Origin of the sequence: Novosphingobium aureum (genome assembly GCF_015865035.1) — a bacterium.
GTDB lineage: Bacteria > Pseudomonadota > Alphaproteobacteria > Sphingomonadales > Sphingomonadaceae > Novosphingobium > Novosphingobium aureum.
The window spans coordinates 1498588-1511913 of sequence record NZ_JADZGI010000001.1; the positions used below are offsets into that span (position 1 = coordinate 1498588).

Below are 13326 nucleotides of genomic sequence, written 5' to 3' on the forward strand. Positions count from 1 at the left end.
TGGGGCAGGGTAGGCGCGGGGGGAGTGCGCCCTTACCGCCGTCACATCTTCGCGCGGGTGGCTGCCTTGAGGTCCTGCGCGGCGAGAGCGCGGCCACCTTGCGCGCCCTGGATGGCGGCTTTCTGGGCCATCTGGTTCATCTGCATGATGAGGTCTTCGGTCATCACCGCGTTGGACAGGTCGAAGCGCAGAACCTGGGTGACCGCAATCGCGCCACCGGGCATGGTCGCGCTCGCGCCTGTCATGGCTACCGCGCTCGAAAGCTGGTGGTTCGGGATGATGGTGCCGTTCTGCGAGGGCGTGAAAAGCTCCTGGCCCTTTTCGCCCACCAGATAGGTCTTGCCAGCGGTCACCGGCCCGCCACCTGCGCGCGCGCCAGCGATACCGAGGAAGTTCCCGATGCTGCCGAGGACATTCGTGCCCACGCCACCCTTGCCAAAGATTGCTGCCTGCAGCTGCAACCGCACGAAGTCGCTGATGATCGAGTTCAGCACATCGCCCGCCACACCGCCCAGCTTGATGAACTCGGTCGAGGCATCGGCCAGGCCATCGGTCAGACGGTCTACGGCGTCGAGCTCGATGTTCTCGATGGCGTCGTTCATGTTCTTGGCGGTCTCGCGAACCTGACGCCGACGGCGAGCGAGGGGGCTTTCGTGGTCGATCTCGACGTTCGTGCGACGCGCGGCTTGGGTTTTCTCAAGGTCTGCGCGGGCGCGTGCTGCGTCGGCGATCTCGCCGGCAGCGATTTGAGCCTCGAGCTGGGCCTTTTCCTGCTCCTCTAGGCTGGCGAGAATGCGCAGATTGGCTTCGAGGCTCGCCTGCCGGGTGGTGGCGAGCGATGCCTCGGCACGCAGGGCGTCTTCGGCGTAGCGGCCTTGGTTCTCGTTCGCGCGCTGCTGGCGCTCCTGAGCCTCTCGCAGGGCATCAGCATTGACCGCAGCGATCTTCGCTTGAGCGAGCGCATCGTTCTGCGCGAGTAGCTGCTCCTTCTGCGCCTTCATCAGGTCTTCGTCAGCCGCGACCTGTCGGGCATATCGGGCACGCTCGTACTCGATCTGATCGTGCTCAAGTGCGCGGCGAGCCTCGGCAGTGCCCAACGCGTCGGCTTGGGCCTGCTTGATCGCCAGTTCGCCTTGAGCGAGATCGTCGGCGAAGCGCAGGGCGATTTGTGCCGGGTCGGGGCCTGACTTGCTGGCCTTCGCCGGCTTCTCCTTTTCCGTTTCGGTTGCAACGGAAGAAGGGGAGGCGGGGCGCTCTGACACGATGTCTACGCCCTTGGCGCTCGCGGCCTTCAGGGCAGCCTCTTGGCGATCAAGGGGTGCGCGCTGCTCAGCGATGAGCGATAAGGCTTCCCGATCTTGCGCGTTGTAGTCGCCGCTAGTCGAGGGGCGGTAGGCCACTCCACCGCCACCGGGTGTATAGGCAGCTGAGGTATATGAGCGAGTGCGGCGGCGGTCCTCGATGGCTTCCTGCTGGCGATTCAGGTCACCGCGCTGCTTGCGGATCTCTATGGCCTCAAGGGCAAGCAGTTGTTGTGCGGCATGTCCTGCTTGAGATGCGGTGTTCCGCAACTGATCGCCAAGGGACTTCACTTTGCCTTTCGCGGTATCCGATGCCTTGCCAGCGATATCGATCGCAATCCCAGCGTCCGTAAGCCTCTGTTCGAAAAGCTCGGCCTTCTCCGATGCGCTCTTGGTCGTTTCGCCAAGCGCTTTAATCTGCCGATCCGCAGAGATGGCTTCGACTGCAAGATACCCGATGCCAACGGTCAGGGCAGTGACGGCAAGCCCAACGGGGCCACCGAAGGCAGCGAGCAAAGAGGCGCCAGCGGCTCGCCCGGCCATACCAACCGCACCCATTGTGGTGACAGTTCCTGCGGCGCGGGCTTCCAGTGCAGTCAGGGCTACAGTCGCCAATCCGGTGGATGTGGCGCCAGCGGCCATTCCGGCTGCCAGCCTGCCGACCATCACCGCCGCGAGGACGGCGATAGCTTCGGTCACGATGTCGAGGTTGTTCGCCAGTGCATCGAGTGCTGACACAATCGCGGCAGACGCGCCATTCGCCTTGTCCGCCTCGCCGATATATTTCGTGAGCGCATTGGTGAGATTGGTGAAGGCGGCGTCGATCGTCAGGCTCGCTCCACTGGCCTGCTTCTCCAGATCCGCCATCGCACGCGTGATCGCGTTGAAGAACTCGACGTTGGACACTCCCTCGCCCTTCGTGTCCTTGATCTTCCGCGTCAGACCTGAGAGGCTGTTGCCGGTCCCGTCGATGTATTTCGACGCCTCGCGCAAAAGCGGCTGCATCGTGTCGAGCAGGGAGTTGAATTCCTCGGCTTGAATTCGCGGGCTGCCGAGTGCCTGCCCAAGCTGGAGGAGCGAGCCGGACGCCTCGTTCGCGCTCGTGCCACTGATCCGAAGCGATGCCGTGACCGCCCGAGTGAGGTCGATCAGGTCGGACGTGCTGGCGCCGAGTTCGGCCTGGTTTTGCGCCGCCCGGCTGTATAGCTGGCCTACGGCTTCAAGTTCGACACCATTGCGCTGGGCGACCGTGAACAGCTGCTCTTGTGTGCCTGCGAGGTTTTCGCCCTCAAGACCTGCCACTTTCAGTGCGTTGGTGAAGCGGGTGTAGCTGTCCGCCATGGTGGCGACTTCGCGCGCCGAGAAACCCGCCGCCAGCCCGGTAGCAATCGACTTGAAGGACGAGGAAATATTGGTGGTTGAGCGCCTGAATTGATTTTCGAGGTGAATGATGGACCGCTCTTGCCGATCAAAGGTTGCAGTCATCCGGCGCTCGAACTGGCGCATGTCAGCTTGCGCCTTCTGGGCTTCGAAACGAAGCTGAAGGATTACAGGGTCTATCTCGGACATTGCGGCAGGCTACCGGGCCGGGCTATGTGACCTTACCGTTATTGGGGAATGTGCATGCGCTTGTTTTTGATGGTATTCGGGCTGCTTACTCTTGCCTCATGTACCTCAAAGGAACAGCGGGCTGCCGACGTTCTTAAGGCTGATGTCGCCAACAAAATGAAAGATCCTGAAAGCTCCAGGTTTTCAAAGTTGAAATTTCACCTCTCGATGCTTTGTGGTGAAGTGAACGCGAAAAACTCCTTTGGTGCTTACGCCGGTGCTGAGCCGTTCACAGCTTCATCGGTAAGCGCTCAACTGCGCAGTGAAGCAGAAGCCATAGACGCGAATTTGGCCGGTGCGAAGATCGCAGACAAATCGAGATTCACGAGAATTTTCGATTCAAAATGGGAGCAGTGCCAAAGGGGTGGTGTTGTCGTCGAATAGCCGCGCAATTCGACACCCCGCCTTCAAGCAGCCAGCGTCCGCATTCGAATCTAACTAAGCCCATGCGCCGACAGAAACCGCCCGAACCTCTCGGGATCGGCTGACCGGGGCGCGCTGTCCGCGCCTGAATGCGCCTCGTTATGAGCTTCAAGCGCTTCAAGGTAGCCGCTCATAGACAGCCGCCCCCAGTACAGCCCCATGCCGCCGCAGTTGGCGATCACTTGGCCTTTGCGGAACGGCTGCGGCTTTTCGGCGCGGCCTCGGTCTCGTCCTTTTTTTTTAGGTCGATGCCGAAGATGGCGGAGTGAAGGATTGCCCAGGCCAGCGCCATGGCTTCCGAGATGGGGCGCACGGGGTAGACATGTTCTTCGATCAGGCGCGCGGCAGTGGTCGGGCCGACCGGCTGCTCTTCACCATCAATCATACCATGGTTGCCGCCGATCAGGCCCTGCAGGATGATGTTGCGCACGTCACCGATGAGGGCCGAGCCCCCGCCGAGAAACACCGTGCCGCCGTCCTGCGTCGGAGCAAGGCCCGCGCCGATCTGCTCGTACATGGTGAAGATCGAGCGCGGGTATCCCTCATGCCGGTGGGCAGCGGGGCCGCGCTCGATCGCAACGATCTGCGGCATGGGCAACCAGAAGCGGTATTTGCCCCCGGCGAAATCAAGGTCGACGGCGGTGTCCGGCATCAGGCGGCAGCGGTCCAGGCAAGTTCGCCTTCGCCTTCGAGGGTGACGTCGATGGTGCCGGCGCTGTCCTGCGAGTAACCCTGATTGCGGGCCGTCATGATGGCCTCACCGACGTAAGTGCCCATCGATTCCCCGGCGTCGGTGCCGTCGTCACGGAAGAGCTCGACCTGGTAGGTCTTGCGCACGCCGAATGCGTCCGACATTTCGGCCTCGAGGTCGATGTTGTCCGAGCCGTTGCCAGAGATCGACCACGACGAGCCCGTGACGCGCAGTTTGCGCGTGCCGGGACGGTTGGGAACGGCACAGTCACGGCGGTAGGTCTCGCTGGTCTGCGCGGTGCGGTTGATGGTCACGCCTTCGACGCCGCAGAGCAGCGTGTACTCGGCGGGCGGGCCCTCGGCAGTCTGAATGCTGATCAGCGCGAAGTCTGCGCTATTCGGAACGGACATGGCAAAACTCCTGCATGATTTGCAGAAGCCTAGCCGCGTCAGTCGTCCGACTTACCGCCGTCGATGGTGTGGAAGCGCGCCCGTGCGCGGTCTGCGGTCCACTCTGACATCGAGGGTGCTGCAGCGTCGAGGATGAGGCATCGCATCTGATGCGCCGCCTCGTCATCACCATCGCTTTCCAGCTGATCGGCCGCTGCGTTGATGTCCTCAGGGTCAATCGCTTCGGAGCGCATCATCTGGATGAGGAAGGCGCGCAACATGCGCTCAGCGAGAGGTTGTTCCATCGACGCGAGAGTATCAGCCAGTGTAGGCCCTCGCAACGACGCTGGCGATGCCATGGAAAGCGTCCCGTTCTGCGCCATCCTGCATGAGGCGCGTCGAGCGGACTGCGAACGAGTAGCGGCGCCCGGCTACCGTGAAAGCATGGGCGTGGACCGCCTCGACGAGCGCGCTTTGCAGGTCCGCGCAGTGATCTTTCGCCGTCCTCGTCATGCCCCCACCTTCGTCGTAGACTGGCTTGGCGAAGCTATGCAGCTGGAAGGTCACCTCCGAGCGCGCGGTGCAGCCTCGGCCTCGAAGCTGGGCCTGCGTCCCCTCGAGGCGGATGAACGGCCACGCGGGATCTTCGGAGACGGGATCGATCGAGGCCTTCGCAACGATTTGGGCAAGCGGTGCATCAGCTTTGAGCGCGATGATGGCGGCGCGTTCGGTTTCGCGCGCGAGATCGGAGGCCATGGTCAGTCACTCGATTTGGATTTGCGCACGACGTGGTCGACGGCTCGGCGGACGAGCTGGGTTGCCTCGTCGCGTTTGGCGTCGCGGGCGGGGGCCATGTAGGGGCGGGCTGCGGTTTTCGAATCCCCGAACTCAACTAGAACCGGCCCGAACTTATCTGTTCTCGGGCCAGCTTTTCTGGATGGCGCGAATGGGCGCGCTGTTCTGCCAGCTTCACGCTCGCTCCCGAACTCTTGCGCGGCAGCGTAGGGCGCGTTGCTGCTTACCTCGACGACCAGCGGTGCGACCTGGTTCGTCTCGATGTTGTTCGCGAGTACGCCGGTGTCGTTGTTCGGCGGTTCGCCCGGTGCGGATGCGACGTGCTTCTTCCCCGAAACTGCGCCGGCAGTGATGCTGATCTGAGCCTCGGTCTGGATCATCTCGCCGGCAGCGAAGAGAGCCTTGCCGACCTCGCGCACCATGCGCTCGCCTCTCAACTTCCTGAGCCGCGCTGCGTGAGCCTTGGCACCGATCGTCGGCATCAGGCCTTCCTCCCCCGCAATTCGAACCCTGCCGCGCCGGTATCGCGTGCTACGGCTTCGATCATCCACACCCCCTCGAACGGTCCCTCCAGGAACTCGATCCGCTCCTCAGTGCTGATCTCGCCCTCTAGGGTACCGGCCAGCACGATGATGCGCCGGTCCTTCTCGGTGAAGCCCTCGGCCTGACGCATCGTCTGCGTTGCGGCGTCGACCTGGGCCTTGCAGGGCCGGTGCTCCACGCCGCCGGGCGCGATGATGCTTCCGCCGTCGTCGTACTCGGCCGGGGTGTTGGTGATTACGCGTGCATCCCAGAAGATGCCGCCGAATGCCTCGCCGAACGCAAGGCCGATCTGGGCAAAGGCCGCGTCTAGCATGGCGTGCCAGTGAAGCCGACGAGGACCGGACCGCCGAAGTGGCGTCGCTGGATTTCACTGAACTGCTGGCCCCAGACCGTAGCCCTGTAGCCGCCCTTGGCGCGCTGGCTCACCACGCTGTCGGAGATCGTCGCGCTGAAGGTGCCGGACTTGAACGAGGTGGCGCCCGTCGTTGCGAGCATGCCAGCGCCGCTGTCCATACCGATTCCGTTGAGCGCGAGCAGGTGGGCCGTGAGCAGCTCGGTCGCGTCCTGCTGGGCATCGCCGTATGCCTCGCCCACCCGCGCTTCGGCCTTCGCTGCCCACGCGTCGTACTGTGGCTCGGTCAGCGTGGTGAACGCTGGGTAGAGCGCTTGGAAGTTGGCAAGGGGGAGGCGGGCGTAGGCCATCAGTAGAGGGCCCTGATGTTATCGGCTGTGCCACCCGTGCGAACCTGCAGGCACATCAGCGGATTGTAGCCTGCCTGCAGCGGCACATCGGTCTCGACGTTGCCAAGGCGATCCATGAGGTTTGCTGTGCCCGCAACGCCGACGAGAAGGCCGCGGCACATGCCGTTCGGAAGGTCGTTGTTGGCCTTCGTCACCAAGGGGTACTGGCCCGCAGCGTTGACGTCGTAGAGGCTGGAAGCATCGATCGGTCGGTTTGCCATGATGGCTCCTTGCAAAAAGGGCCGCCGCGTGCGTGACGAGGCGGCCCTTGGTATTCGGACGCAGCGCGCTTACTTCGCGGGCTTCTGCAGCGTCTCGACCTGCTTGGTGAGGTCGGCCTTGTCCTTGGCGAGGCCATCCCGCTCGGCAGTCAGCGTCTCGACCTGCTTGGTGAGGTCGGCAACCCACTCCTTGAGGTCGTCAACCTCCGAGGTGTCGGCGCTCTCGGCATCAGCCTTTTTGCCGAGGTCGGGAAGCTCTCCGATGATGGTTTTCGGGTCGATCTCGACCGTCTGGCCGGGATCAACAAAGACCACGCCGCCCTTGGTGCGGATGCCGCGCGCGCCGAGCGCATAGTTCGTGTACTTCTTCATGGCTCAGGCTCCATCTACGAAGGTGATGGCCTTCGGGATGCGGTTCTCGTAGCCGCCGATCGACATGAGGCCCGGAACCTCCCACGAGAAGGGGCCCTTCTGATACGGCTGCGTGTTGAACAGCTGGTGGCCGCCACCAGGCAGGTGGAAGCGATGGACCTCGGGGGTGTTGGCGTAGGCGGCGATACGCTTCGTGCCGCCTGCACCCGCCGTTTCGAGGTGGCGAGTCTTCTTGATGGTGAGCGGGCCGCGATCCGTGCTTTCGCGAAGATACTGCAAGGCGCTCATGGTGGTCCCGGCGAGGCGCTTCTTGCGCAGGATGTTGAACGTGGTGGACGGCAGAGCCACGGTGTCGGCCTGGTACGTCTCGTTCGTGTTCTGCTCGACCGAGTTGATCGCGTCTTCGATGATCGCGATATCCTCGTCAGCGTCGGAGTTCGCCGTGATCTGGCCCGCCGCCGTCACGGTGGTGGCGAGCGGGTTGTTGACGAAGCCGGTAGCGAACTTCGCGCCGTCACCGCGCAGGGCAACCTTGTGGATGAAGCGCTCTGCCGACTTGCTGGCAGCATCGGACTTGTCCGCGATGACGTTGATGCCCAGCTGCTGGCCGCGCTCGAGGTCGAGGCGGTTCCACTTGTAGCCGATCGCAGCCATCCAGTTTTCCTGCAGGAACTGGGTGCGGCTTGCGTCGGCATACGGCATGTCGTCGGCGGCAACGTCGAACCATTCCGGCTTACCGGCGATGTCGCCCGAGTAGTACAGCGAACCTGCCGACCAAAGGGTGCCCTGGGTGTCGACCGGCATGAACTCGGCATAGTCGGCTGCCGGGTACTTGATCATGTAGATGCCCTGCTCGACGCGCAGGAGCTGCGGCGCGAGGAAGGCGTTGACCTGCTGGGCGTCGTTCAGATCGATGCCCTGGATGCCGTCCACGAAGGAGGCAACCGACACATCCTGAGCTGCGAGGTGAGCGACCGCAGCGGCGACGCTATCGAAGAAAATCTTGGTCATGGGGTCCCCCCGTTAACGGCGCACGACGCGGACATTGCCCGCCGCAGTGATGGTGTCGTCGAACACCCAGCCCGCGATTGCGGTGTTGCCGGTGTCGACGTTGGTGATGGCGCCAGCGGCGGTCACATAGACCGGATCGTCCTTGGTGGCGGCGGTGGTCGATGCGACCCAGATCTTGCCGCGCTCCTTGACCGGGAAAATATCGCCGGGGGCGTACTCGTCCGCCGCGCGATTGGCGGTGACCACGTTGCCCTTGTGAGCGATGGCGACGCCCACGACATTGGCGGAAGGGGTCAGCGAGACACCGCGATCACCCGCGCCCTTGAAGACGAAGCGACCGAAGGGGCAAGGGGTGGCGCCCTCGAGGATGCGGCTGACGATGTTGGACAGCTCGCCATCGGCTTCCATGCCGGGATAGCCCTGCGGAATATCCTCGCCGAAATTGCTCTGAAGAATGGACATGGAGGTCGCTCCTTATGCGGCCTGACCGCGGTATGCGGTCTGCTTGTCGGCGAGCCACTGGGCCCGGGCGGTGGAGGCGGCAGTTGCGCCGTCCGTGACGGTCTTGGGCGAGCCGAGCGGCTGCACGGCGTCCTTGGCAGGCTTGGTGTCCTTCGCGAGGACCGCGAACGATGCGGCGATCTGCTCAGCGGTCCAGTCCTTGGCTGCATCGCCCATGTGCTTGGTGACGGCGGCCGCCTTGATCTGCGCTTCGTCCATGTCGTCGGATACCGTGACGCCCAGCGCCTTCGCCTGGTCGGCAACGACCATGAGCGCCTTGCCAGCATCGCGAAGCTGTGCGGGGGTGGGCTTGGCGTCCTTCACCTGCTGCTCGAGGGTGGCGATCTTCGCGTCCTTGGTCTGGCCTTCGGCAGTCAGGTTGGCGACCTGGCTCTCCAGTCCGGTGACCTTGGTTGAAGCTGCGTCACGGGCAGCGATGAGGGTGGCGATGGTCGTGGCGGCGGTGTCCACGTTGGCCACGTCGACGGAAAGCCCGTCGATAAGTACGATCTTCGGCACAGGGCTCTCCTGAGTGAGGGAATCGAGGATGTTGGAAGGGAGGGCGTCGCAGACGGCAAACCCGTCCTTGATGGCGCATTCGGAACCGGCGCGGCCTGCCTTGACGAGGGCAACGTGGTTGCCACCGGTAATCTTGGACTGGCGCGCCTGGCAGACGGTGCCATCGGCGCACTTGAAGTCACCGAATTCGAGCGAGGCGCCGTAGCCGTTGCTCAGTTCGCGCTTGCCTGCATCGACTTTGGCGATCGTCGCGGCGTCAGTCAGAAGCAGATCGAAAGCGAGATACTCGCCGTCGCGCATGGCGCCCATGATTGTCCCTCGGGCATGGTCGCGCCAATTCTCGGAGGTGACTGCCTCGTGGGGATGATCGTCGGTAACAGGCTTCCCGATGAAGGAGCGTGCGGCGGCGGTATCGAAGACCGTGTTCTCGTCGCGCAGGACGTTGACGATAGCCTGATCACGCAGACCATGCTCGTTGTTGGGATCTACCTCGCGGCCAGTGTACTGGTAGACACCAGTTCGCGCTGACCGGGCCCGCACGGCGAGGTAACCGTCAGCAGTGCGGCGAGGGGCATCAAGCGTGAGGCTGTCAGCAAAGTACATGCCCCGCACGGTATTCGCGCGCCTTACATGGGTTTACCGCCGTCAGTCGTCGAACGTGATCACCGCCTGCGCTCGGCAGCCACAATAGGGCTGCTGCCCGGGGCGATCCTCCGGCGCAGTGGCATCCGTGTACTCGTTTCCGTCTCGCGCTTTGTGATCCGCCCGCGGGTGGGCCTTGCGACTGTGTCGCCAGCGCCATGTCTCGATGCCAGCCTCGCGCCGCCGCTCATCTGCAAGCGCGCTGGACAGCTTGTTGAGCTGGTCCGAAGCAATGCGTGTTGACCGGTCGCGACCCATGTCCACCGCCTCGCGGATCGTCTTCGCGACCTCTCGTGCAGGCGTCCGATTGCGCAGCCCATCGAACACGGCGTTGCCGATCCGCTGCTGAGCCTGCGCCGACACGTCCTTGATCAGCGCGGTGTTCCACTCGATGTGCGTCTCGAGCGGCGCACGCATGTCGCTGGCGCCCAGCATGGTGTCGAGGTCTACGCCGGTCGCGCTCAGGACTGCGCCGCGCCACTTGCCTCGATACCAGCGCTCGGTGCGCAGGGCCCAGTCACGCACCTGGGGCGTGAGCAGGAGCAGCAGCCGGTTGACCTGCTCGGCCGCGCCGTCGATCTCGGCCTTTACGTCTGCGGGGGCGTCTGTCGTCAGTTCGGACAGGCTGCGGGCATAAGCGTTCTCGATCGCGGGCAGGGCGGCTGACCACGTTTGCACTACGGGCAGGTAGCAGGCGCGGTAGAGGTCGGTGGCCATGGTCGCCGGCGGCGCGATGTCGCGGATGACGATGGACTTGCGGCGCATGCCAGGGCGGGCGCGGCGGGTGAGGGTGGCGAGATCGTATGTCATTGAGCTTCGTCAGCCTCAGGGATATATCGACCGCCGTACCCCAGTGTTTCGGACGTAGAGCAGGTGCGGGCTTCGGCATGCATCTCTGGGGTCGCCTCTCGTTGCATCATGGCCCTAGATGCGGCACATAAGGGCCAAGTACGGGGTCGTTTCGGACGTCTCTTCAGGGCTTGCCTCATCGAAGTCCGTACCTCGTTGCGCTGATGGTGCCGGGGTGGTATAAGGACATCATCCACGGACCGTTTCGGACGTATGTTCAGCGCCTCGCGCATTGGACCCCGTGGTCACCTCACCCACCACATATTCATCGCGTAGACGGCTTTCGCGTTCGTCTCGTAGATGACTTTCATGGTTCCGCGCCGGGTCACATAGGTGGCCTCGAACCTTGGGCCGGAACGGCCTCGCGCCGTACCTTGTGAGATCGAAGTAGCACGGTTCAGGTTCTGGATCCCGCGAAGCAGGTCGCCTTGGGTGATGGGCTTTGCACCTCGAACCTTGCCGCTCGGTCCGTGCTCCTTCCAAGCGTGACCGATGCCCGAATGATCGAGACGCAGTTCCTTGCCGTCGATGTCGATTCCGGTGCGCTGCTTCACGAGGCGCGCGGTGGATGCCGTCACCTTCCCGACCGGACGTTGCTTCTGTGGCTGCGGGTTGGCGATGGCGCGGGCGACATAATCGGAAGCCGAGCCACCGCCACCAGGGCCTGCCTTGAACTGGCCGCCGCGTCGCCCGCGCCCCCACCGATAGGGGTTCGCATCGTCAAAAGGGCGGTCGCTGTTCTGCGCACCCCCGTCCTCGACGACCTTCCGCTTCCAGTCGAGGTCCAGTGGCTCGAACAGCTCAGGCCCGAATTCGAGCGCGCCCGCGTACGGCTTGATCGCCTCCAGATCGAAGCCCTCGGGGACTTCGTAGGACAACGTGACGTGGGGCTGGTAGCTGTCGAAGTCGTGCGATCCGCCGGCCTCGACCATGCCGTGATGGCGGCCCTCGATCTCGTAGGAGGCGAAAAGCAGCACAACGGCGCTTTCGCCCAAGCGCTCGATCGCGCGCGGGCCGCCCGGCTTCACGCGAACATGGCCGTTCTCGTCGCCAGTCCAGCCTTCCCCCATCTTCATCGGGTCGACGGCAGTTTTCGAGTAGAGCACCGTGACATGCATGTCCTCGGCGGGCAGCGTGGACTTGAAGCCGTTGGCCTTCGCCCATGCGATGAGCGGCGCGGCGTTCAAGAGCTTGCGCTGGACGTAGAGCGGGCGGGGCTGTGCGTCGGCGAAGAACGCGGTCGCTGCGTCGTTTGCGGTACGGCGGACGGGCACGTTCAGCCCGCCACCGGCAGATGCTGGATCACCTCCTTCCGATTGGATTGCAGACGGATCGGTGCCGTCGTCGTCTGGATTGAGCCCGAAGCGCTCGGCCTCGGGGATTTCGGCAAGCGCCTGGTCTAGGCCGGGGATGTATTCGCGCTCAGAAAGCAGGTTCTGCACGCCCTTGGCGAAGGCCTCGTTGGGGATGGAGCCCGTGGCCTGGAGCTTGGTCACCGCGTCCATGGTGACGTTGAAGGTGTCGGCTTCTTCCTTTTCGGAGGGCACGGACAGGGGCGCGAACTTCCACGTCACCTTTTCCGGGTCTGCGCCGGCTGAGCGGATCACGAAGGGATCAAGCTGCTCGAGGCACGGGCGGGTCTCAAGCTTCTGGCCTGCGACGACCGCCTTGTTCCAGTTGTCCATGTCGTGCTGACCGGTGGCGTTCATGCCAGCTGGCGAGCGTCCGGTGAGGCGCGTGAAAGGAATATCCGACACAGCAGAAACGCGCTGATCGAACGCGTCCATCATGGCGGGAATGCCGGCCCAGGTGACCTGATAGTCGGTGATCGTCTCGCCCGCATCGTCTGCACCGCCTGACGATCGATAGACCGTGGCATTGAGGCTGCTCTCACCGAGAGCGATGACCTCAATGCGCTTGTTGAGCTGCTCAGGCTCGCGGCTGTCGAGGTCCGGTATGCCGATGCGTAGCAGCTTGGCCTTCTTCACCAGCGCAGCGAACCAAGCCTGTGTGTCGTCGGATCGCTGCACCTCGGTGAAGACGCGCAGGAGGCGACTGTCTCCCCAGAACGCTTCGTCGTCTGCAATGGCTGAGCCCGCAGGCAGCCGAGCGCCCCGGAAGCAGATGACACGGCTCGGGTGGATCGGTACCGCGGAGCCTTGATCGCCCTGCATCTCCCACATCTCGGGCTCGCCGTATCGGGGCGAGGCGAGGTCCTTGATCCAGTCCTTGCCGGTGATCTGCCAACGCGACACGACGTTGATGGCGACAATGCCGCCCTTGCCGATTTGCTCGGGCTTCAGTTCGCTGGAGTGGTCGCCGGCTGTGATGATGATGAGCGCGCCACCACCGATGCCGCGCAGGGTTTCGGCTTCCTGCACCTTGGCGATCAGCCCGAGGCGGTTCTCTTCCTTCTCGATCGCCTCGATGACCTTTGCATCGGCCTGCCAGTCGCGCCATTCGCGCACGCGGTCCTCGGCGGGAATCGAAATGACCTTCTTCATCATGCCGGACGCCATGTAGGCGGCGATAGCAAGCTGATGGGTGAAGATGCCGGGAAGGGCGGTAGATGCGGACAGGCCGCTACGGCTGAAAGGGTTCAGGCGGCCGACTGTCTCGATCGCGCCTCGGAGACTATCGGTGATCCAGGCCATGCGGGGGAGGGTAGGCAGTAAGCAACTGAGCGGTTACCGTTATTGCACAACGTCACAAAGCGATTC

The 13326-nt window shown here is 63.7% G+C and carries 16 protein-coding genes; 1 reads left to right on the forward strand and 15 read right to left on the reverse strand.

The window, feature by feature from the left end:
- Positions 1-41: 41 nt before the first annotated feature.
- Complete coding sequence (locus I5E68_RS07050) at positions 42-2870, reverse strand: tape measure protein (protein WP_197162407.1); 2829 nt, start codon at positions 2868-2870, stop codon at positions 42-44.
- 54 nt (positions 2871-2924) lie between these two features.
- Here I5E68_RS07050 and I5E68_RS07055 point away from each other — a divergent pair, with 54 nt between their 5' ends.
- Positions 2925-3293, forward strand: coding sequence for a hypothetical protein (locus I5E68_RS07055; RefSeq protein WP_197162409.1), 369 nt, complete (start codon positions 2925-2927; stop codon positions 3291-3293).
- Between the two features lie 217 nt (positions 3294-3510).
- On the opposite strand, the gene I5E68_RS07060 is transcribed toward I5E68_RS07055, so the two are convergent.
- The 14 genes from I5E68_RS07060 to I5E68_RS07125 form a co-directional block, all read right to left on the reverse strand.
- Complete coding sequence (locus I5E68_RS07060; RefSeq protein WP_197162411.1) at positions 3511-3984, reverse strand: hypothetical protein; 474 nt, start codon at positions 3982-3984, stop codon at positions 3511-3513.
- Positions 3984-4433, reverse strand: coding sequence for a phage tail tube protein (locus I5E68_RS07065; RefSeq protein WP_197162413.1), 450 nt, complete (start codon positions 4431-4433; stop codon positions 3984-3986). Before I5E68_RS07065 ends, I5E68_RS07060 begins: the two co-directional genes overlap by 1 nt.
- A 38-nt stretch (positions 4434-4471) precedes the next feature.
- Positions 4472-4717, reverse strand: a complete 246-nt coding sequence (locus I5E68_RS07070) for a hypothetical protein (RefSeq protein WP_197162415.1) — start codon at positions 4715-4717, stop codon at positions 4472-4474.
- Between the two features lie 13 nt (positions 4718-4730).
- Entirely contained in the window at positions 4731-5168 is a 438-nt protein-coding gene (gp17, locus tag I5E68_RS07075; protein WP_197162417.1) for a tail completion protein gp17, read from the reverse strand.
- A gap of 2 nt (positions 5169-5170) precedes the next feature.
- Positions 5171-5689: an HK97 gp10 family phage protein gene (locus I5E68_RS07080; RefSeq protein ID WP_197162419.1), complete on the reverse strand. Its 519-nt coding sequence runs from the start codon at positions 5687-5689 to the stop codon at positions 5171-5173.
- Positions 5689-6063 (reverse strand): hypothetical protein, encoded by a 375-nt coding sequence (locus I5E68_RS07085; RefSeq protein ID WP_197162421.1) that lies wholly within the window; start codon positions 6061-6063, stop codon positions 5689-5691. Before I5E68_RS07085 ends, I5E68_RS07080 begins: the two co-directional genes overlap by 1 nt.
- On the reverse strand, positions 6057-6452 hold the full coding sequence (locus I5E68_RS07090) for a DUF4054 domain-containing protein (protein ID WP_197162423.1): 396 nt from the start codon (positions 6450-6452) through the stop codon (positions 6057-6059). Before I5E68_RS07090 ends, I5E68_RS07085 begins: the two co-directional genes overlap by 7 nt.
- On the reverse strand, positions 6452-6712 hold the full coding sequence (locus I5E68_RS07095) for a hypothetical protein (protein ID WP_197162425.1): 261 nt from the start codon (positions 6710-6712) through the stop codon (positions 6452-6454). The genes I5E68_RS07090 and I5E68_RS07095 overlap by 1 nt, the downstream gene beginning before the upstream one ends.
- A gap of 69 nt (positions 6713-6781) precedes the next feature.
- The gene (locus tag I5E68_RS07100; RefSeq protein ID WP_197162427.1) at positions 6782-7084 is read right to left on the reverse strand and encodes a hypothetical protein; all 303 of its coding nucleotides are present in this window, start codon (positions 7082-7084) and stop codon (positions 6782-6784) included.
- Positions 7085-7087: 3 nt separating this feature from the next.
- Complete coding sequence (locus tag I5E68_RS07105) at positions 7088-8095, reverse strand: major capsid family protein (RefSeq protein WP_197162429.1); 1008 nt, start codon at positions 8093-8095, stop codon at positions 7088-7090.
- A 12-nt stretch (positions 8096-8107) separates the two neighbouring features.
- Positions 8108-8557 (reverse strand): structural cement protein Gp24, encoded by a 450-nt coding sequence (locus tag I5E68_RS07110; RefSeq protein ID WP_197162432.1) that lies wholly within the window; start codon positions 8555-8557, stop codon positions 8108-8110.
- A gap of 12 nt (positions 8558-8569) precedes the next feature.
- Positions 8570-9718: a DUF2213 domain-containing protein gene (locus I5E68_RS07115; protein ID WP_197162435.1), complete on the reverse strand. Its 1149-nt coding sequence runs from the start codon at positions 9716-9718 to the stop codon at positions 8570-8572.
- 42 nt (positions 9719-9760) lie between these two features.
- On the reverse strand, positions 9761-10567 hold the full coding sequence (locus I5E68_RS07120; protein WP_197162437.1) for a phage minor head protein: 807 nt from the start codon (positions 10565-10567) through the stop codon (positions 9761-9763).
- A 284-nt stretch (positions 10568-10851) separates the two neighbouring features.
- Complete coding sequence (locus I5E68_RS07125; protein ID WP_197162439.1) at positions 10852-13260, reverse strand: phage portal protein; 2409 nt, start codon at positions 13258-13260, stop codon at positions 10852-10854.
- Positions 13261-13326: the final 66 nt, after the last annotated feature.

Excerpts from the sequence above, each read along its gene's own strand:
- I5E68_RS07090 (WP_197162423.1), bottom strand. The coding sequence starts at position 6,452 with ATGGCCTACGCCCGCCTCCCCCTTGCCAACTTCCAAGCGCTCTACCCA.
- I5E68_RS07120 (WP_197162437.1), bottom strand. The coding sequence starts at position 10,567 with ATGACATACGATCTCGCCACCCTCACCCGCCGCGCCCGCCCTGGCATG.
- I5E68_RS07055 (WP_197162409.1), top strand. The coding sequence starts at position 2,925 with ATGCGCTTGTTTTTGATGGTATTCGGGCTGCTTACTCTTGCCTCATGT.
- I5E68_RS07085 (WP_197162421.1), bottom strand. The coding sequence starts at position 6,063 with ATGCTAGACGCGGCCTTTGCCCAGATCGGCCTTGCGTTCGGCGAGGCA.
- I5E68_RS07115 (WP_197162435.1), bottom strand. The coding sequence starts at position 9,718 with ATGTACTTTGCTGACAGCCTCACGCTTGATGCCCCTCGCCGCACTGCT.
- I5E68_RS07125 (WP_197162439.1), bottom strand. The coding sequence starts at position 13,260 with ATGGCCTGGATCACCGATAGTCTCCGAGGCGCGATCGAGACAGTCGGC.
- I5E68_RS07100 (WP_197162427.1), bottom strand. The coding sequence starts at position 7,084 with ATGAAGAAGTACACGAACTATGCGCTCGGCGCGCGCGGCATCCGCACC.
- I5E68_RS07070 (WP_197162415.1), bottom strand. The coding sequence starts at position 4,717 with ATGGAACAACCTCTCGCTGAGCGCATGTTGCGCGCCTTCCTCATCCAG.
- I5E68_RS07105 (WP_197162429.1), bottom strand. The coding sequence starts at position 8,095 with ATGACCAAGATTTTCTTCGATAGCGTCGCCGCTGCGGTCGCTCACCTC.
- I5E68_RS07065 (WP_197162413.1), bottom strand. The coding sequence starts at position 4,433 with ATGTCCGTTCCGAATAGCGCAGACTTCGCGCTGATCAGCATTCAGACT.
- I5E68_RS07095 (WP_197162425.1), bottom strand. The coding sequence starts at position 6,712 with ATGGCAAACCGACCGATCGATGCTTCCAGCCTCTACGACGTCAACGCT.
- I5E68_RS07080 (WP_197162419.1), bottom strand. The coding sequence starts at position 5,689 with ATGCCGACGATCGGTGCCAAGGCTCACGCAGCGCGGCTCAGGAAGTTG.
- gp17 (WP_197162417.1), bottom strand. The coding sequence starts at position 5,168 with ATGGCCTCCGATCTCGCGCGCGAAACCGAACGCGCCGCCATCATCGCG.
- I5E68_RS07060 (WP_197162411.1), bottom strand. The coding sequence starts at position 3,984 with ATGCCGGACACCGCCGTCGACCTTGATTTCGCCGGGGGCAAATACCGC.
- I5E68_RS07050 (WP_197162407.1), bottom strand. The coding sequence starts at position 2,870 with ATGTCCGAGATAGACCCTGTAATCCTTCAGCTTCGTTTCGAAGCCCAG.
- I5E68_RS07110 (WP_197162432.1), bottom strand. The coding sequence starts at position 8,557 with ATGTCCATTCTTCAGAGCAATTTCGGCGAGGATATTCCGCAGGGCTAT.